This is a genomic window from Caballeronia sp. BR00000012568055 (genome assembly GCF_029439455.1).
GTDB lineage: Bacteria > Pseudomonadota > Gammaproteobacteria > Burkholderiales > Burkholderiaceae > Caballeronia.
The window spans coordinates 100,490-117,879 of record NZ_JAQFVG010000075.1 but is presented as its reverse complement, the minus strand read 5'-3'; the positions used below and the strand labels follow the sequence as shown (position 1 = coordinate 117,879).

General features: G+C 62.2%; 18 protein-coding genes. 9 read left to right on the top strand and 9 right to left on the bottom strand.

The window, feature by feature from the left end:
* Positions 1-395: 395 nt before the first annotated feature.
* Positions 396-686: a putative quinol monooxygenase gene (locus P7F28_RS05390; protein WP_277183404.1), complete on the top strand. Its 291-nt coding sequence runs from the start codon at positions 396-398 to the stop codon at positions 684-686.
* Between the two features lie 32 nt (positions 687-718).
* On the opposite strand, the gene P7F28_RS05385 is transcribed toward P7F28_RS05390, so the two are convergent.
* The 3 genes from P7F28_RS05385 to P7F28_RS05375 all read right to left on the bottom strand — a co-directional run bounded on the left by P7F28_RS05385 (position 719) and on the right by P7F28_RS05375 (position 3,505).
* On the bottom strand, positions 719-982 hold the full coding sequence (locus P7F28_RS05385; RefSeq protein ID WP_277183403.1) for a DNA-binding protein: 264 nt from the start codon (positions 980-982) through the stop codon (positions 719-721).
* A 144-nt stretch (positions 983-1,126) separates the two neighbouring features.
* Positions 1,127-2,719: a malate synthase A gene (gene aceB / locus P7F28_RS05380; protein WP_277183402.1), complete on the bottom strand. Its 1,593-nt coding sequence runs from the start codon at positions 2,717-2,719 to the stop codon at positions 1,127-1,129.
* 18 nt (positions 2,720-2,737) lie between these two features.
* Entirely contained in the window at positions 2,738-3,505 is a 768-nt protein-coding gene (locus P7F28_RS05375) for a haloacid dehalogenase type II (protein ID WP_277183401.1), read from the bottom strand.
* Positions 3,506-3,642: 137 nt separating this feature from the next.
* Between P7F28_RS05375 and P7F28_RS05370 the strand changes: the two genes are divergently transcribed.
* Both P7F28_RS05370 and P7F28_RS05365 read left to right on the top strand, forming a co-directional pair.
* Positions 3,643-4,548, top strand: coding sequence for a LysR family transcriptional regulator (locus P7F28_RS05370; protein ID WP_277183400.1), 906 nt, complete (start codon positions 3,643-3,645; stop codon positions 4,546-4,548).
* A 149-nt stretch (positions 4,549-4,697) separates the two neighbouring features.
* Positions 4,698-5,132: a universal stress protein gene (locus P7F28_RS05365; protein WP_277183399.1), complete on the top strand. Its 435-nt coding sequence runs from the start codon at positions 4,698-4,700 to the stop codon at positions 5,130-5,132.
* A 116-nt stretch (positions 5,133-5,248) separates the two neighbouring features.
* Here P7F28_RS05365 and P7F28_RS05360 read toward each other — a convergent pair whose 3' ends face one another.
* Positions 5,249-6,910, bottom strand: coding sequence for a DEAD/DEAH box helicase (locus P7F28_RS05360; RefSeq protein WP_277183398.1), 1,662 nt, complete (start codon positions 6,908-6,910; stop codon positions 5,249-5,251).
* A gap of 475 nt (positions 6,911-7,385) precedes the next feature.
* Positions 7,386-7,655: an acyl-CoA-binding protein gene (locus P7F28_RS05355; protein ID WP_277183397.1), complete on the bottom strand. Its 270-nt coding sequence runs from the start codon at positions 7,653-7,655 to the stop codon at positions 7,386-7,388.
* A 151-nt stretch (positions 7,656-7,806) separates the two neighbouring features.
* Here P7F28_RS05355 and tsaB point away from each other — a divergent pair, with 151 nt between their 5' ends.
* The 4 genes from tsaB to P7F28_RS05335 are packed head-to-tail and all read left to right on the top strand — an operon-like array spanning position 7,807 to position 10,931.
* On the top strand, positions 7,807-8,589 hold the full coding sequence (gene tsaB / locus P7F28_RS05350) for a tRNA (adenosine(37)-N6)-threonylcarbamoyltransferase complex dimerization subunit type 1 TsaB (RefSeq protein WP_277183396.1): 783 nt from the start codon (positions 7,807-7,809) through the stop codon (positions 8,587-8,589).
* Positions 8,586-9,080, top strand: a complete 495-nt coding sequence (gene rimI, locus P7F28_RS05345; protein ID WP_277183395.1) for a ribosomal protein S18-alanine N-acetyltransferase — start codon at positions 8,586-8,588, stop codon at positions 9,078-9,080. The genes tsaB and rimI overlap by 4 nt, the downstream gene beginning before the upstream one ends.
* Positions 9,067-9,954 carry a uracil-DNA glycosylase gene (locus tag P7F28_RS05340; protein WP_277183394.1) on the top strand — a complete coding sequence of 296 codons (888 nt, stop codon included), beginning with the start codon at positions 9,067-9,069 and terminating at the stop codon, positions 9,952-9,954. The genes rimI and P7F28_RS05340 overlap by 14 nt, the downstream gene beginning before the upstream one ends.
* Positions 9,954-10,931: a DUF1853 family protein gene (locus P7F28_RS05335; RefSeq protein WP_277183393.1), complete on the top strand. Its 978-nt coding sequence runs from the start codon at positions 9,954-9,956 to the stop codon at positions 10,929-10,931. Before P7F28_RS05340 ends, P7F28_RS05335 begins: the two co-directional genes overlap by 1 nt.
* Here the strand turns inward: P7F28_RS05335 and thiD are convergent.
* From thiD to lplT, 4 genes are all read right to left on the bottom strand, one after another.
* On the bottom strand, positions 10,918-11,721 hold the full coding sequence (thiD, locus tag P7F28_RS05330; RefSeq protein WP_277183392.1) for a bifunctional hydroxymethylpyrimidine kinase/phosphomethylpyrimidine kinase: 804 nt from the start codon (positions 11,719-11,721) through the stop codon (positions 10,918-10,920). The genes P7F28_RS05335 and thiD overlap by 14 nt on opposite strands.
* Positions 11,722-11,728: 7 nt before the next feature.
* The gene (gene thiE, locus P7F28_RS05325; RefSeq protein ID WP_277183391.1) at positions 11,729-12,376 is read right to left on the bottom strand and encodes a thiamine phosphate synthase; all 648 of its coding nucleotides are present in this window, start codon (positions 12,374-12,376) and stop codon (positions 11,729-11,731) included.
* Position 12,377: 1 nt separating this feature from the next.
* The gene (thiM, locus tag P7F28_RS05320) at positions 12,378-13,187 is read right to left on the bottom strand and encodes a hydroxyethylthiazole kinase (protein WP_277183519.1); all 810 of its coding nucleotides are present in this window, start codon (positions 13,185-13,187) and stop codon (positions 12,378-12,380) included.
* 68 nt (positions 13,188-13,255) lie between these two features.
* On the bottom strand, positions 13,256-14,563 hold the full coding sequence (gene lplT / locus P7F28_RS05315; RefSeq protein WP_277183390.1) for a lysophospholipid transporter LplT: 1,308 nt from the start codon (positions 14,561-14,563) through the stop codon (positions 13,256-13,258).
* A 275-nt stretch (positions 14,564-14,838) separates the two neighbouring features.
* Between lplT and alr the strand changes: the two genes are divergently transcribed.
* A complete protein-coding gene (gene alr, locus P7F28_RS05310) occupies positions 14,839-15,909 on the top strand; it encodes an alanine racemase (protein ID WP_277183389.1) in 1,071 nt (356 codons plus the stop codon).
* A 34-nt stretch (positions 15,910-15,943) separates the two neighbouring features.
* Positions 15,944-17,320 carry a DNA repair protein RadA gene (gene radA / locus P7F28_RS05305; RefSeq protein ID WP_277183388.1) on the top strand — a complete coding sequence of 459 codons (1,377 nt, stop codon included), beginning with the start codon at positions 15,944-15,946 and terminating at the stop codon, positions 17,318-17,320.
* The last annotated feature ends 70 nt before the right edge of the window (positions 17,321-17,390 follow it).

The window sequence follows — 17,390 nt, the reverse complement described above, 5'->3', positions numbered from 1 at the left end:
TTAGAAAGAAACCGTAATGCACGCTAATGCGACGCTCACGCCCGAATTGCGCAGAGGATTCTTTTTTATCGCTCAATGTGCGCAAGAGCTTATAAGAAAGGGCGGTCCAGACAGTACATTGCGTACACCACAGCGGCACACTATTTGTATGCCTACACAAACTGCGGACAGGACACACACAGAACAAACAGAACATGGTTCGCGTATGCGCGAACCCCGGTGGCCCCGTCGCCTATCCTCGTAGGGCGACGGTTTTTGCCCGCGTTCCACAGAACGCGGGCTTTTTCTTTTGGCGACGTCTTTAGCGGCATAAAGCCAAGCGCGAGCAAGCGCGCGGCATTAAAACGGCAACGCGTTTATGCTCTCGCTTCAACTTCTAAAACGAGGAGCATGTTATGTCCGAAATCGCTGTCGTCGCTATTTTCGTTGCAAAGCCGGGTAGGGAAGAAGGACTGCGGCAAGTGCTGGAAGCCAACGTCGAACCGACGCGTAAAGAGAAAGGCGCGCTTCAATACGACTTGCATCGCGATAACGACGAGCCGCGCCGCTTTATCTTCGTCGAACGCTGGGAAAACGAAGCGACGCTCGCGGAGCACGGCAAGTCGGCGCATATCCAGAGCTTCCGCAGCAAGATGCCGGACCTGTGCGAGCACGGCGAAGTGCGCCGTGCGACCAAGATCCTATGAGTGATAACTGAGCGATAACGATAAACAACGCGTCAGTGCGTTTCGTGCGGCACGTCGAGGATCAGGATGATGGTCCAGTCGGCGTCGCCGTCATGGTGATACTGACGCTCCGCGACGATAAACGGCTGCTGCTTGCCCGACGGCCCGAGAAAGAGCACATCGCCTTCCATCGGCAGACATTCGATCGGCGGCAGCGCCAGATAATCGTCCTTGTTCCTGGCATTGCGCGGCATCAGTTTTTCGATCTTGCGCTCTGCTGCTTCGGTCCATTCGATATCGAGCTGGATATTGCTCATGCTGTCGTTCGCACCTGAGTGCGCTCCACGGTTGAATCGTTAAAAAGACGATGCGCAATTTAGCATACGACATGCACGATCCACGGAGCGCCTCGCAATAAGAAAACGGCCCGAAGGCCGTTTTTTCGTGCGTCTTTGCGAAGGTCAAATTTCTTCGTAGAGCGGCAGCGTCAGAAAGTCCGTGAAGCGCTCGGACGTTGACATCTCTTCGAAGATTTTCGCGGCGCGCTCGTATGACTTCAGATCCGTGCCGACGCTCGCCTTCACCTTCTCCAGTTCGTCGATGATGATCTCGCGCACCATCGGCGCGGTGACCTTGCGGCCATCGTCGAGCTTGCCTTTCGGCGAGCGAATCCATTGCCACACTTGCGAGCGCGAGATTTCGGCGGTCGCGGCATCTTCCATCAGATTGTGGATCGGCACGCAGCCATTGCCCGCGAGCCACGCCCCGAGATAGTGGATGCCGACGTTCACGTTATTGCGCAAACCGGCTTCGGTGATCGGCGCTTCGGGGCGGAAGTCCATCAGATCGCTTGCGGCGACTTGCACGTCGGGACGCTGCTTGCCGATCTGATTCGGCTTGTCGCCGAGCACCTTCACGAACTCTTCCATCGCGATCGGCACGAGGCCCGGATGCGCGACCCAGCCGCCGTCGTAGCCGTCTGTGGCATCGCGCGCCTTGTCGGAACGCACGCCGCCCATCGCTTTGTCGTTCGCGGCGGGATCGTTCTTGATCGGAATCAGCGCAGCCATGCCGCCGATGGCGGGCGCATTGCGCTTGTGACACGTCTTCAGCAATTCGAGCGCATAGGCGCGCATGAACGGCACGGTCATGGTGATCTGCGAGCGGTCCGCGAGACAGAAGTCCGGATCGTTCTTAAACTTCTTGATCGCCGAGAAGATGTAGTCCCAGCGGCCCGCGTTGAGGCCGGAACTGTGCTCGCGCAACTCGTACAGAATCTCGTCCATTTCGAACGCGGCGAGAATGACTTCGACCAGCACCGTCGCGCGAATCGTGCCGCGCGGAATGCCCACGCCTTCCTGCGCCGCGATGAAGATATCGTTCCACAGACGCGCTTCGAGATGGCTTTCCATCTTCGGCAGATAGAAGTACGGGCCGCTGCCACGCGCGATCAGTTCCTTCGCGTTATGGAACAGGTACAAGGCGAAATCGAAGATGCCGCCCGACACGCGCTGACCTTCCACGGTCACATGCTTTTCGTCGAGATGCCAGCCGCGCGGACGCACGATAAGCGTGGCAATTTTGTCGTTGAGCTTGTACGACTTGCCGTTCTGTTCCAGCGAAATCGTGCGGCGCACCGCTTCCTTCAGGTTGATCTGGCCGGTGATCTGGTTGCTCCAGTTCGGCGCGTTCGAATCCTCGAAGTCGGTCATGTACGAATCCGCGCCGGAGTTGAGCGCGTTGATGATCATCTTGCGTTCGACCGGACCGGTGATTTCCACGCGACGGCATTGCAGATCGGCGGGTAGCGGCGCGACTTTCCAATCGCCTTCGCGAATCGATTTTGTCGATGCGAGGAAGTCGGGACGCTCGCCTGCATCGAGCCGCCTGGTGCGTTCGACACGCGCTGCAAGCAACTCTTGGCGACGCGCCTCGAATTGCCGATGCAGCGACGCGACGAACGCGAGCGCCTCAGGCGTGAGGATGGACTCGAAGCCCGGCTGAATCTCAGCGCTGATGGCCATGCCGGCGGGAAGGGGGATCGGATGCAACATGTGGTTCTCCTTGGTCGGTCAGACGGTTTTGCGTGTTTTGCTGCTGCTGCGTGGGGTTTGGTTGCCTGCGCTTTCGATAAACGCGATAAGTTCGTTCATGCCGCGTCCCGTGCCGTCCGGCGTCACGCCCAATTGTTCGACGGGCAGCGCCGCACGGTTGATCCAGAACGTCGTGTAGCCGAACCACGACGCGCCCGCGATATCCCATCCGTTCGATGAAACGAACACGATCTCCCGCGCCAATGCATCGAAAGCGCGCGTGCCGAGTGCGTACGCGGCGGCGGCGGGTTTGTAGACGCGGACGGCATCGACGGACAGGACGTGTTCGAACAGGCCCGCCATGCCCGCGCTTTTCACGGCGATATCGAGCATCGGCGGATTGCCGTTCGAGAGAATCGCAAGCGGATAGTTTTCCCGCAGCGTTTTGAGCGCGGGCACGGTGTCGGGGAACGCGGAGAGACACGCGTATTCGTCCATCAGGCGCTTTTCGGCGGTGCTCGTGAGGGCATCGCTGAGCGCGAGGCGCGCGGCGGCGTGGCGCAGCGCGTCGAGCGTCACGTCCCAGAACGGCGCGTATCGATCGCCGAGCGTGCGCAACTGCGTGTATTCGATCTGCTTCTGACGCCAGAGCGCCGAGAGTGCCGCGCCGTTGCCGGGAAACAGTTGCTCGGCGGCAGCGACCACGGAATGAACGTCGAACAGCGTGCTGTACGCATCGAACACGATGGCGCGCGGTGTATCGATATAAGCGGATGTAGATGATGCGGTTGTCGTTATGGCCGACATGGCCTTGCGCTCCATTTAGAGGTCAAATGAATTGTATTCGTGATCACAGTGATGGAAAAAGCGCCCGAAAATCACTTGATCTTTTACTTTTCGATCACTAATCTGTGTCGGAACGATGTCAAACACGATGAAAACGCATGGATCGGTTCAAGCAGATTGAGACATTCGCCTCGGTGGCGGCGAAGGGCAGTTTGTCGGCGGCGGCGCAGGCCGAGGGCATCGCGCCAGCGGTGATCGGGCGCAGGCTCGATGCGCTCGAGGAACGGCTCGGCGTGAAGCTGCTGGTGCGCACCACGCGCCGGATCACGCTGACGTTCGAGGGATCGGCGTTTCTGGAGGACTGCCAGCGCATCATCAACGATATGCAGAACGCCGAGGCGAGCGTATCGGCGGGCGGCGTGAAGGCGAGCGGGCATTTGCGCGTATCGGCGCCGGCGGGGTTTGGACGGCGGCACGTTGCGTCGCTGGTGCCTAAGTTCACGACGCAGCATCCGGATGTATCGGTCAGTCTGGATTTGACCGATCGCATGGTCGATCTGGTCAACGAAGGCTTTGATTGTGCGGTGCGACTGGGGGAACTGCCGGATTCGTCGCTGGTGTCGCTGAAGCTCGGGGAGAATCGGCGGGTGTGTGTGGCGTCGCCTGAGTATCTGGGTAAGCGTGGAAAGCCTGCGGATCTGGCTTCGCTTGCGCATCACAATTGCCTGGCGCTGGGGGCATCGGCGAATCAGCAGCGAGGATGGGTGTTTCAGGAAGACGGCAAGGTCGTGACCATCAAAGTGTCCGGCACGATGGAGTGCTCGGATGGCGCGGTGCTGCACGAATGGTGTCTGGAAGGACGCGGACTGGCGTGGCGATCGTGGTGGGAAGTGGGCGACGATATCGGCGCAGGACGGCTCGTCAGCGTGCTCGATTCATTCGCCGCGCCGCCGATTGGGATACACGCCGTGTTCCCGCAGAGAAGGCATTTGCCGCTGCGCGTGAGGTTGTTTCTTGATTTGCTCAAGCATACGTATCAGACGGCGGGGTATTGGGGGGAATAGGCCGATTGTTTTGGATGACTATGTATGTGAAATTGATTGACGTGCATGGGCAACAATCATGGCGTTTGCGAACGTTCCATATCAATTCCTTCATCCCGTCCCGCCGCCTTACTACAATAAAGTCATCTCGACCTCCGAAGGAGGACGCCATGTTCAAGCACATTCTCGTGCCCACTGACGGCTCCGCGCTGTCGCAGAAGGCGATCGACGGCGCGATCGATCTGGCGCAATCCGTGGGCGCGCGCATCACGGCGTATGCGTGTCTGCCGCAATATCCCTATTCACCGTTCGCCGATGTCGCCGTCGAGCCGCCCGACGATTTCCACGCCCGTGCCGAAAACGAAGCCCGCGAGCATTTGCGCGCCGTCGAGCGCGCGGCGGCGGAGGCTGGCGTCACATGCGACAGCGTGACGAGCGTCGAAGCCGCGCCGTACCTCGGCATTATCGACACAGCCGAGCATCAGGGTTGCGACGTGATTCTGATGGCGTCGCACGGACGTCGTGGCCTCGGAAGTCTGCTGATAGGCAGCGAAACGCAGCGCGTGCTGACGCATACCAAGATTCCGGTCATCGTGTATCGCTGAAAAGCGAGCGGTGGTCCCGAACGGACGAAAAAGGACGAAAAAAAACCGATGCACAGGGCATCGGTTTTCTCTGAAGCTGATCCGAAGCGGCCCGAAAGCCGCCTCGTCAACGCGTCTTAGCTGCCGCGACGCGGTGCGCGCGGGCCGTCATTGCGACGCGCGCCGTAGCCGCCTTCGCCACGATTGCCACCGCGATAACCGCCGCCATCGCCACGGTTGCCGCCGCCTTCGCTGCGATAACCGCCGCCTTCACCGCGATAACCACCACCTTCGCTGCGATAGCCGCCGCCGTCACGCGAACCCGCGTTCGACTTGTTGCCGCCGTAGCCGCCAGCATTGCCCGGACCATAGCCACGGCCGCTGCTGCTGCCGCCGCCATTGCCGCCGAAACGACGACCACCGCCGTTACCACCGCCCGGACGGCCGCGTCCACCGCCGAAACCAGCCTTCGGCGGCGCCTTGCGCGGCTCGAAGCCTACAACGACGTTCACCGGCAGCGGTGCACGCACGAAACGCTCGATACGCTTCAGCGCGCCCATTTCAGCATGATGCACCAGGCTCACCGCGATACCGCTACGGCCCGCACGACCCGTACGGCCGATACGGTGCACATAATCTTCCGCGAACTTCGGCAGATCGTAGTTGAACACGTGCGTGATGCCCGGAATATCGATACCACGCGCCGCCACGTCCGTTGCGACCAGCACGCGCACACGGCGCTCGCGCAGCGCGCGAATGGTGCGGTTACGCGCGCCTTGCGGGAGATCGCCGTGCAGCGCGGCGGATTCGAAACCCGCATCGGCCAGACGGTTCGCGATCAGATCGGCATCGCTCTTGGTGGCCGTGAAAACGATGGCTTGATCGAGTTCGTCAGCGCGCAGCAGATGGTCGAGCAGACGATCCTTGTGATCGCGGTCATCGACGTAATGCACGGTTTGCGCGATGTTGCTCTTCGCTTCGAGCTTCTGAACGATCTCGATACGCTCCGGATCCTTCAGCAGGCGGCCGGTCAGCGACGAAATCTTGCCGTCGATGGTTGCCGAGAACAGCAGCGTCTGACGCGAAGCGGGCGTCGCATCGACGATTCGTTCGATGTCTTCGATAAAGCCCATGTCCAGCATACGGTCGGCTTCGTCGAGCACGAGCATGCTCAGATTCGAAAGATCGATACGGCCGCGCTCCAGATGGTCGATCAGACGACCCGGCGTAGCGACGAGAATTTCGGGGTTCTTGGCGAGCAACATCAGTTGCTGACCATACGCCACGCCGCCGAGAATGCTGACGGTGCGCAGACGGCGCAGGTGCTTGCCGTACGTGGTCGCGGCGGCGGTCACTTGCATGGCCAGTTCGCGCGTGGGCGTGAGCACGAGCAGTTGCGGACGCGCAACCGGCATCGGGCGACGGCCCGGCTTGGCGTTCGGGTCACGCGGCTGACTCTTCTGCGCGTCCAGCTTCTGCAACTGCGCGAATTTTTCGATGGCAGGCAGCATGAATGCCGCCGTCTTGCCCGAACCGGTCGGGCTGGAAACGAGCAGATCGCGTCCGGCGAGCGCGGCGGGAATTGCGCGCTGTTGCACGGGCGTCGGGTTTTGATAGCCGGCTGCGGTCAGCGCCGAGACGATTTCGGCGGAAAGGCCGAGCGATTCGAAAGAGGGACCTGCGGGTGCGGCGGGCGTGGCGGCTACTGCGGGTGCTGCGGGTACATCGGCGGCCGGCGCGTTGCCGAGCGCTTGTGCTGCAATGTTGTCCAACGGGCTGGGGGTAAAGCTCGAAGTCATGTCGATCCTTGAAACAAGAAATAAGGCGTCGGCGCCAATCGGCATACCCAAGTCGTTGGATTCAGCGAGCGAAGAAACAGCGAGCAAATCGAAAAACGGGGGCAACTCGCGCGAACGGGCGGCGAGAATCTTTGTTAGAAGCTGTATCGGATACGCGAGACCCCGAAGGTCCCGACATCAGCCTGATGCTTGACAGACCGCGAAACGTACATTGCTCTGGGATCAGGCAATGCCGCGGCTCAGCAGGGAAGGGACAGTTTCTAAACTGGATTGGAGCAAAACGCTACGAAGCGCCTATCTGCGCCGCATTCCTCCCGAAGAACCGGGTCAGAACACAGACAATTAAGCGCTAAATCCGAATTATATCGGAAATTGCTGCGTCGCGCCACGTTTTGACGCATCGCGCGCCATCTGCGTGCCACTTGGGGCAAGAAGACGGCACGCTTTCACTTTTTCGATGCAGAAATGCGCCGGTTCAGCTCGCTTCGCCGCGCTTGAGCGATTCGACCAGTTCCACGTAGCGCTGCTTGGCGTCGCCGGCGGGCGTGCCTTTGAGGGCGGCCCAGGCTTCGTATTTGTACTTGCCGACGATATCGGTGAAGCCGGGCTTGTCGCCGTTCACATCGCCGCTGCTGCCTTGCTTGAACAGCGCGTAGAGACGCAGCAACGTCAGGTTGCCGGGACGTTCGGGCAATTCCGTCACGTCGGTCTGGGCCTGGGTGAATTGCTGATCGATATCGGTCATGCATGCTCCTTCTTAATGAGATGGATGAACGATCTTAGCAAGCGATCGGCGCGCGGCCGTCGAAGCTTTCCTCGAAACGAGGCGATGGTTGACCGCGCGCGCGTGCTGATCGGCGTCAAAGCAGGGCGGGTCCCGCATTACAATACGCGCTATGACACGCACCGTTCTGCTCGCCCTCGATACCTCGACGGAGTTCTGCTCCGCCGCGCTCCTGCTCGCCGATTCCGTCTCCGCACCGCCGTCTTCCGCGCCTCAGTACGAGAGCGGGCCGATCCGCGTCTGGTTCCGCCATGAAGCGACTGGCGCGGTATCGAGCGCACGCGTTCTGCCGATGGTGCGCGAACTGTTCGATACCGCCGGTCTCGTCCTCGCCGATTGCGACGCCATCGCGTTCGGCGCGGGTCCGGGCTCGTTCACCGGCTTGCGCACCGCGACGGGCGTCGCGCAAGGTCTGGCCTTCGGGCTGAACGTGCCGGTGGTGCCCGTGAGCACGCTGCTCGCGTGCGCCGAAGCTGCGCGTCTGCATGACGCATCGCTGCCGGCGCGCGTGTTGGTTGCGCTGGACGCTCGCATGGACGAGGTCTACTGGGCCGACTATCTCTTCGACGATGCCGACGATGCTCAGGGCGAGTGGCGCACACTGCATCCCGCATCGCTTGATGCGCCGGGCGCGTTGCCTTTGCCCGATGCGCCGTTCGTGCTCGCAGGCAACGCCGCCGCCGCATTCGGCGATCGCTTGCCGGTGGCTGCTGCAGCATCCGTCGTCGATCATGAAGCGCTGCCGCACGCGTTGCCGGTCGCGCTGGTCGGCTTGCGCGTGCTGCGGGCGGGACACGCGGTCGCGCCCGAACTGGCCGCGCCGGAATACATCCGCAACAAGGTCGCTCAGACCACCGCCGAACGCATGCAGGCCCGCGAGGAGGCGACTCGGTGAGCGGCGTGCTGCTCGCGGATCGGTATCTCACGCCGATGACCGAAACCGATCTCGACGAAGTCGCCGCCGTCGAAAAGCTCGCCTATGAGTTTCCGTGGAGCCGTGGCAACTTTCAGGATTCGCTGCGCAACGGTTATTACGGCGTGTGCTTGCGTCATGTGACGGGCACGCTGATCGGCTATTGCGTGTTGATGCCGGTCGTCGATGAAATGCACTTGCTGAACTTATGCGTCGCGCCTGCCGCGCAGCGTGCGGGCGCGGGGCTGACTTTGCTGCGTGAAGCGGTGCGGATCGCGCGATCGGAACGGCTCGAAGGCGTGTTGCTCGAAGTGCGGCCGTCGAATCCGCGCGCCATCCAGCTTTATGAACGATTCGGCTTTGAGGCCATCGGGCGTCGCAAGAACTATTACCCCGCGCGGCATCGCATGCGCGAGGACGCAATCGTCATGCGTCTGACGTTTTCGAAGGAGAGTGCGCATGGCGCTCGATGACATGCTGGTGGAAGAGTTGGGGATCGGGCCGGTCTGGGTTCGGCGTGGCGTGGCGCGCGAAGTCGTCGCCGATGTGAAGGTGGAAGCTGTAGCGCCTGTCGCTGAAGTTGCGGAGCCTTCTGCGGTCGAAACGCCGCAGCCAACGCCAAAGCCCGCATCCGACCTCGACACGCCGCCCTTCGAAGCCTACGACGATCTTCCCTGGACCGACGAAGCCCCGCTTCAAATCGAACCGGCGATGGCCGCGCCGTCTGACGTCCACACGCTCGACTGGGACGCACTCGCCGCACGCGTATCGACTTGCGAGCAATGCCGCTTGTGCGAGCGCCGCACGAACACGGTGTTCGGTGTCGGTGACCGCGAAGCGGATTGGATGCTAATCGGTGAAGCGCCCGGCGAGAACGAGGACAAGCAGGGCGAACCGTTCGTCGGACAAGCGGGCAAGCTGCTCGACAACATGCTGCGTGCGCTCGGGCTGTCGCGCGAATCGAACGTGTATATCGCCAACGTGATCAAGTGCCGCCCGCCCGGCAACCGCAATCCCGATCTCGATGAAATCGCGCGTTGCGAGCCGTATCTGCAACGGCAAGTCGAACTGGTGAAGCCGAAGGTGATCGTCGCGCTCGGCCGTTTCGCGGCGCAAAGCCTGCTGAAAAACGAAGCCAGCATTTCGTCGATGCGCGGCCGCGTGCACGAGTATCGCGGCGTGCCGGTGGTGGTCACGTATCACCCGGCGTACTTGCTGCGCAGCCTGCCGGAAAAAGCCAAGGCATGGGCCGATCTGTGCCTCGCGCGCGGCGCTTATCGCGATGCGCTCAGCGCGCTCGGCGTCGAGCCATCGGCGGAACAGGGCAAAGGAAAGGGCGCGCGCTGATGACCGGACTCGCGCGGATCGTCGATCGTTTCGAGGACGTCACCGTGCGAGACCTGGCCTGGTTGCTGTTCGCGCCGGACTTGCTGCGCGCGGATCGTGCTGGCATGCCGCTCGCGCATCCCTTCGCCGATGACACCGCTCGCGACGCCGCGCTCACCTGGCTCCACGCTCTCGACGCCATGCCCGATGCGCTCCACGCGCGCGTCCGCAATCCCAAATCGACGCGTCTGGGCATCTACGCCGAAAGCCTGCTCGAATTTTTCCTCGCCAACGGGCCGTCGCTGCGGCTGCTGGCAGCGAATGTGCCGCTGCGGCAGGGCAAGCGCACCATCGGCGAATGCGATTTTTTGCTGGAATCGAACGACGGCGCGCGTCTGCATTGGGAACTCGCGGTCAAGTTCTATCTGCATATCGGCGATGGTGTCAGGCAGGCGGCGCGCTTGTCGGACTACGTGGGGCCGAATCTTCAGGATCGCTTCGATGTGAAGCACGCGCGCCTGCTCACGCATCAAATGTCGATGACCACGCGTCCCGAATTCGATGCGCTCGATCTCGCCGGCCCCTGGCGCGCGCAGCTCTACATGAAAGGCCGGCTTTTCTATCACGATGCTCACACCGAACCCGCGCCCGAACTCGGCGGCGATCATCTGCGCGGCTGGTGGATGACGGCATCGGAATGGCGCGCGTCGCATGATGTCACGACGCGACGCGAGCAGAAGCGCGCGTGGGTCGTGCAGCCGCGCATGGCGTGGCTGGCGTCGCGATCGATCGATGCGAAGGACGCGGAACGCTTGATCGACGACGCGCCTTTATTGAGCGCGCGCCTTGCCGAAAGCGTGTTGCCGACGATGGTCGCCGTCTACCAACGCGACGGCGACGAGAACCGCTGGTCCGAAGAATCGCGCGGTTTTATCGTGCCGGACGACTGGCCGGAACGCGCGCGCGCCTATGCAGCCGCCGCGCTCACCACCACCTGAAAAAGTGGTGCACCGGCCCGACGCCGCTGCCGACTTGCAAACGCGCACTCGCTTCGATCGCGCCGGTCAGATAGCGCTTGGCCTCGGCGGTTGCCGTGGCGAGATCGCCGCTCTGCGGAATCAGCGCCGCAATCGCCGATGACAACGTGCAGCCCGTGCCATGCGTATTCGGCAGCGGCACGCGCGCGCCGCCCAGCCTGAGCGCGCCGCCATCTTCGATCAGCCAGTCCGGACTATCCGACGAGGCGAGATGCCCGCCTTTCACGAGCACGGCCTTTGCACCGAGCGCACGCAAGGCTTCGCCCTGACGCACCATCGCGTCTTCATCGGCGGCGGATTGAGTGCCGAGCAAGGCCGCCGCTTCGGGCAGATTCGGCGTGACGAGCGTGGCGAGCGGCAGCAGTTCATCGCGCAAGGCAGCGACGGCTTCCGGTGCCAGCAACGCGTGATTGCTTTTCGAAATCATCACCGTGTCCAGCACGATATGCGCGGGCCGATACCGCCGCAGCGCTTCCGCCACGGCGCGCACGATGCCCGCGTTCGCCAGCATGCCGATCTTCACGGCATCGATACGAATATCGTCGAACACGGCGTCGAGTTGCGCGGTGATGAACGCGGGTTCGGGCGCGTGCACGGCCGTTACGCCGCGCGTGTTCTGCGCGGTCAGCGCCGTGATGACACTCGCGCCGTACGCGCCGAGCGCGGAGAACGCCTTGAGGTCCGCCTGAATGCCCGCGCCACCGCCCGAATCGGAACCGGCGATGGTGAGCACGTTGGGAATGGAGGTCATGGATCGGTCAGGTTCGGGATTGCGCGATGGTCGCGGCGAGCGACGCGGCGGCATCGCGCGGATTCGGAGATTTACAGATGGCGGAAACGACGGCAAGACCGGCGGGCTTCGCGCGCAGCACGTCGGCGGCGTTGTGCGACTGGATGCCGCCGATCGCTACGGTCGGAAAACGCGCGCGCCGCACGATCGAAGCCAGTCCGTCGATACCAATGGGCGTCGACGCATCCGACTTGGTCGGCGTCGCGTAGACCGGACCCGCGCCGAGATAATCGACGATGCCATCGAGCTGATCGGCCGCTTCGGTTTCATCGAGCGTCGAAACGGACAGGCCGATCAGCGCATCCGGCCCGAGCAGCCGACGCGCGATATCGACGGATAAATCGCGTTGGCCGACATGCACGCCGTCCGCGCCGACCGCAAGCGCGACATCGATGTGATCGTTGATGACGAAGGGCACACGATGCGCCCGCGCAATCGGCAGCACCTCACGCGCGAGATCGAACCACGCGCGCTTGTGCCATTCCGGCGCGCGCAGTTGCACGAGCGTCGCGCCGCCTTCGAGCGCGTTTCGCGCAACCGCGATGGCCGCATCGTGCCCGCCGCATTGAACCGGATCGAGCACGAGATAAAGCGAAAGATCGAACGATGTGCGCATGTCAGGCAACGTCCCGTTGCACGAGCGTTTTCTCGAACGCGGCTTCATCGACGGATGCCAGCCGGTCGAGATAAGCGACCGCGAAGGAACCGGGCAGCGCGGCATCGCGCGCGGCGAGTTCGCCGGCGATAGTCGAATACGCGATGGCGGCGACCGTCGCGCTCCAGTATTCATCGCGCGATGCCGCCGTGCCGACGAACGCCGCGACCGTCGCCGATAACGCGCAGCCGACGCCCGTCACGCGCGTCATCAAGGGCGATCCGTTGGAGAGCGCGATCGTGCGGCGGCCATCGGTGATGTAATCGGTCGGGCCGGTGACCGCGACCACGGCCTGCGTTTTCAGCGCGAGCACTTGCGCGGCGTCGAGCGCGGCATCGGTGGCGGCGGTGCTGTCCACGCCGCGCCCGCTGGCCGCGCCGCCCGACAAGCTGATGATCTCCGATGCGTTTCCGCGTATCACCGAAGGTTTCGCATCGAGTAGATCGAACGCGAATTCGGTGCGGAAGGCGAGCGGGCCGACCGCGACGGGATCGAGTATCCACGGCTTGTGTGCGCCGTTGGCGGCATCGACGGCGGCACGGATGGCGTGCGCTTGCGGCAGATCGAGCGTGCCGAGATTCACCGACAACGCGCTCGCAATCGGCGCGAATTCGCCGACTTCCTCGCGCGCGACGACCATCGCGGGCGCAGCGCCTACGGCGAGCAGTACGTTCGCCGTGAAATTAGTGACGACGAGATTCGTCAGGCAATGCACGAGCGGCGCTTGAGTGCGCACGCGCGTGACGAAAGAGTAGAGATCGGCGGATGGAATCATCAAAAAATCTTAGCCCATCCGGAACGGAAACGTGCCCAGAAGCAGCCAATACCCGCATTAAGCGATCAGTGATGCGCCTCGCCAATCAGCGCGACCGAATCGAACGCGCGCTGATTGGCCTGATGGCGGCGCATGACGAAGTACATCATCAGGCACACGAAGGAGCCGAACATGACGATGACGAACTGGATCGGCATATCCAGCCAGACGAGCACGGCGTAGAGGCACAGCATGATCAGCACGGACAGATTTTCGTTGAAATTCTGCACGGCGATGGAATGACCCGCCGAAAGCAACACATGCCCGCGATGCTGAAGCAGCGCGTTCATCGGCACGACGAAGAAGCCGGACAGTCCGCCGACGACCATCAGGAACAGATAGGCAATCAGCAGATAGCCGGGGAAATGCAGTTTGCCGACGTAGACGCCCCAATGCGCCGGAAACAGATGCCGCGTATAGAACGCCATCAACATCACCGCGATTCCCATCATGATGCCCACGGGCAACACGGACAGCGACCGCTTGAGCGGCACGCGCGCCGCCGCGAGCACCGCGCCCACGGCCACGCCGACCGCGATCACGGCCTGCAGAATCGCCGCCTGCGACAGCGTCATGCCGAGCGACACTTCCGCCCACTTGAGCACGATGAATTGCAGCGTCGCGCCCGCGCCCCAGAACAGCGTGGTCACGGCGAGCGAAATCTGGCCGAGCTTGTCGCGCCAGAGCACGAGAAAGCAATCGGCGAAATCGGTGATGAGTTTGATGGGCCGCGTTTCCTGCTTCGGATAACGCGCGCCGGTGTCCGGAATGCGCAGGTTGAAGATCGCGGCGACCACGTACATCGCCATGATGACGAGCATCGCGGCTTCGGACGGCGTGTGAATGCGCGGAATGTTCAGCGACAGCAAATGACTGGCGATATGCGGACTGATCAGCGCGCCGCCCATCACCGTGCCGAGAATGATCGAACCGACTGTAGTCCCTTCAATCCACCCGTTCGCCGCAACCAGCCGTTCAGGCGGCAGAAGCTCGGTGAGAATCCCGTATTTGGCAGGCGAATATGCCGCCGCGCCGAATCCGACGATGCCGTACGCCAGCAACGGATGCGCGCCGAACAGCATGGTGATGCAGCCGACCACCTTGATGGAATTGGTCACGAACATCACGTGACCCTTGGGCCGGGAATCTGCGAAAGCGCCGACGAAGGCCGCGAGAATGACGTACGACAGCACGAAGAACAACTTCAGCAGCGGCGTCATCCAATTCGGGGCGTGAAGATCTTTCAGCAGTGCAATAGCAGCGATCAGGAGCGCGTTATCGGCCAGCGATGAGAAAAACTGCGCGGCCATGATGGTGTAAAAACCTTTTTTCATCTGATCCGAAGCTTTCCTCACTGCGGGTGATCCGCCCCGGATGCTTGCTGTGCCGCCTGTCTTGCATCCGGGCTTATGCCGTTCGAAATGGGTTGTGCGCACGGCTTTATAACACGAAAATAGGCGCATTCTGACTAGCAGTATTCTCGACCGCGCGAGAAAACACACGATCGTGCAAGATTTTCCTCATAAGATACTGATTCACAAGGCGTCTCCGAAGGCCTCGTTTTACTGATTCCGACGGTCCGCTGTAACGGTTTTTCCACCAAACGCTCATGCCTCGCCCCCTTTCCGCCACCATTCACACTGCCGCACTCGCTAACAATCTGTCGGTCGCGCGCAAATACGCGCCGAAGTCCAAGATCTGGGCCGTCGTCAAAGCCAATGCGTATGGCCACGGACTTGCGCGAGCGTTCCCCGGATTACGTGCAACGGACGGCTTCGGTCTTCTCGACCTCGAAGAAGCCGCGAAGTTGCGTGAATTGGGCTGGGCCGGCCCGATTCTTCTGCTCGAAGGCTTTTTCCGTCCAACCGATATCGACGTGATCGACCGCTACAGCCTCACCACGGCGGTCCATTGCGACGAGCAATTGCGCATGCTGGAAATGGCGCGGCTGTCCAAACCGGTGAATATCCAGTTGAAGATGAACAGCGGCATGAACCGGCTCGGATACACGCCGGAGAAGTACCGTGCGGCGTGGGAGCGGGCGCGGGCGTGTCAGGGCATCGGTCAGATTACGCTCATGACCCATTTTTCGGATGCCGATAGCGAACGTGGCATCGCGCATCAACTTGCGGCGTTTGAGCGGGGCGCGGAAGGGATTGCAGGTGCGCGCAGCCTGTCGAACTCGGCGGCGGTGCTGTGGCATCAGGACGCGCATTTCGACTGGGTGCGGCCCGGCATCATTCTTTATGGCGCGTCGCCGTCGGGCGTGACCGCCGATATTGCCGATACGGGGTTGAAGCCCGCCATGACGCTGCATTCCGAGATCATCGCGGTGCAGACGGTGGAAGCGGGGCACAGCATTGGCTATGGATCGACTTATACGGCGGGCAAGCCGATCAAGATCGGCGTGGTCGCGTGCGGTTATGCGGACGGTTATCCGCGCGTCGCACCCGAAGGCACGCCGGTTATCGTCGATGGCGTGCGTACGAAACTCGTCGGCCGCGTGTCGATGGATATGCTCACCGTCGATCTGACGCCGTGCCCGAATGCGGGCATGGGCACGCGCGTGGAACTGTGGGGCGCGAATCTGCCCATCGACGATGTAGCGCTGTCCTGCGGCACGATCGGCTACGAGCTGATGTGCGCGATTGCGCAGCGCGTGCCGGTGCGCGCCGAATAACGAACAACAAAACTAACCAAGGCAATACCAATACGTGGCAAAAGCAGCGAAAGCAAAGACGTTGTTCGTCTGTAGTGAATGTGGCGCGCAGTCGCCCAAGTGGACCGGCCAGTGTGTCGCGTGTCATGCGTGGAATACGCTGATCGAATCGGTGGAGCAGGCGCCTTCGGCGCATCGCTTTCAGGCGCTGGCCAAGAGTTCGTCGGTGCAGAAACTGGCCGATATCGAAGCGGCGGATGTGCCGCGCTTTACCACCGGCGTCGGCGAATTCGATCGCGTGCTGGGCGGCGGGCTGGTGCCGGGCGGCGTGGTGCTGATCGGTGGCGATCCGGGTATCGGCAAATCGACCTTGTTGTTGCAATCGCTCGCGGAGATCGCGCGTGACCGGCCCGCGCTGTATGTGAGCGGCGAGGAGTCCGGCGCGCAGATCGCATTGCGGGCACAACGGCTCGGATTGATCGGCGGCGCGGCGGAACTGGCGCTGCTGGCGGAAATCCAGCTCGAAAAGATTCAGGCGACGATCGACGAACAGCGGCCCGAAGTCGCCGTTATCGACTCGATCCAGACCATCTACTCAGAAGCACTGACGTCCGCGCCCGGTTCGGTCGCGCAGGTGCGGGAGTGCGCGGCGCAACTCACGCGCATCGCCAAGCAGACGGGCACGTCGATCATCATGGTCGGTCACGTGACGAAAGAAGGCAGCCTCGCGGGGCCGCGTGTGCTGGAGCATATAGTGGATACCGTGCTGTACTTCGAAGGGGATACGCACTCGTCGTTTCGCCTCGTGCGCGCGTTCAAGAACCGCTTCGGCGCGGTCAATGAACTCGGCGTGTTCGCCATGACGGAGAAGGGTTTGCGCGGTGTGGCGAATCCATCGGCGCTGTTTCTATCGCAACACGAACAGAGCGTCGCGGGTTCGTGCGTATTGGTTACGCAGGAAGGCTCGCGGCCTTTGCTGGTCGAAGTACAAGCACTCGTCGATACGGCCCATGTGCCCAATCCGCGCCGGCTCGCGGTCGGTCTCGAGCAAAACCGGCTGGCCTTGTTGCTGGCGGTGCTGCATCGGCATGCGGGCATCGCGTGCTTCGATCAGGACGTGTTTCTCAACGCAGTGGGCGGCGTGAAGATCACCGAACCGGCCGCCGATCTGGCCGTGCTGCTCGCCATCCATTCGTCGATGCGCAACAAGCCGCTGCCCAAAGGGCTCATCACTTTTGGCGAAGTCGGGCTGGCGGGCGAGATTCGGCCGTCGCCGCGTGGGCAGGATCGGCTGAAGGAAGCGGCGAAGCTGGGCTTTTCGGTCGCGCTGATTCCGAAGGCCAACGCGCCGAAACAACCAATCGACGGGCTGAACGTGATCGCGGTGGATCGGATCGAGGAAGCGATCGATCGCGTGCGTGAATTGGAATAAAGACGCTAGGCGGATCGGACCCTTCGTAATCGGTCGTAAAAATCGCGTTGCGCAATGTAACCCAATTAAG

Excerpts from the sequence above, each read along its gene's own strand:
- P7F28_RS05390 (WP_277183404.1), top strand. The coding sequence starts at position 396 with ATGTCCGAAATCGCTGTCGTCGCTATTTTCGTTGCAAAGCCGGGTAGG.
- P7F28_RS05385 (WP_277183403.1), bottom strand. The coding sequence starts at position 982 with ATGAGCAATATCCAGCTCGATATCGAATGGACCGAAGCAGCAGAGCGC.
- aceB (WP_277183402.1), bottom strand. The coding sequence starts at position 2,719 with ATGTTGCATCCGATCCCCCTTCCCGCCGGCATGGCCATCAGCGCTGAG.
- P7F28_RS05375 (WP_277183401.1), bottom strand. The coding sequence starts at position 3,505 with ATGTCGGCCATAACGACAACCGCATCATCTACATCCGCTTATATCGAT.
- P7F28_RS05370 (WP_277183400.1), top strand. The coding sequence starts at position 3,643 with ATGGATCGGTTCAAGCAGATTGAGACATTCGCCTCGGTGGCGGCGAAG.
- P7F28_RS05365 (WP_277183399.1), top strand. The coding sequence starts at position 4,698 with ATGTTCAAGCACATTCTCGTGCCCACTGACGGCTCCGCGCTGTCGCAG.
- P7F28_RS05360 (WP_277183398.1), bottom strand. The coding sequence starts at position 6,910 with ATGACTTCGAGCTTTACCCCCAGCCCGTTGGACAACATTGCAGCACAA.
- P7F28_RS05355 (WP_277183397.1), bottom strand. The coding sequence starts at position 7,655 with ATGACCGATATCGATCAGCAATTCACCCAGGCCCAGACCGACGTGACG.
- tsaB (WP_277183396.1), top strand. The coding sequence starts at position 7,807 with ATGACACGCACCGTTCTGCTCGCCCTCGATACCTCGACGGAGTTCTGC.
- P7F28_RS05340 (WP_277183394.1), top strand. The coding sequence starts at position 9,067 with ATGGCGCTCGATGACATGCTGGTGGAAGAGTTGGGGATCGGGCCGGTC.
- P7F28_RS05335 (WP_277183393.1), top strand. The coding sequence starts at position 9,954 with ATGACCGGACTCGCGCGGATCGTCGATCGTTTCGAGGACGTCACCGTG.
- thiD (WP_277183392.1), bottom strand. The coding sequence starts at position 11,721 with ATGACCTCCATTCCCAACGTGCTCACCATCGCCGGTTCCGATTCGGGC.
- thiE (WP_277183391.1), bottom strand. The coding sequence starts at position 12,376 with ATGCGCACATCGTTCGATCTTTCGCTTTATCTCGTGCTCGATCCGGTT.
- lplT (WP_277183390.1), bottom strand. The coding sequence starts at position 14,563 with ATGAAAAAAGGTTTTTACACCATCATGGCCGCGCAGTTTTTCTCATCG.
- alr (WP_277183389.1), top strand. The coding sequence starts at position 14,839 with ATGCCTCGCCCCCTTTCCGCCACCATTCACACTGCCGCACTCGCTAAC.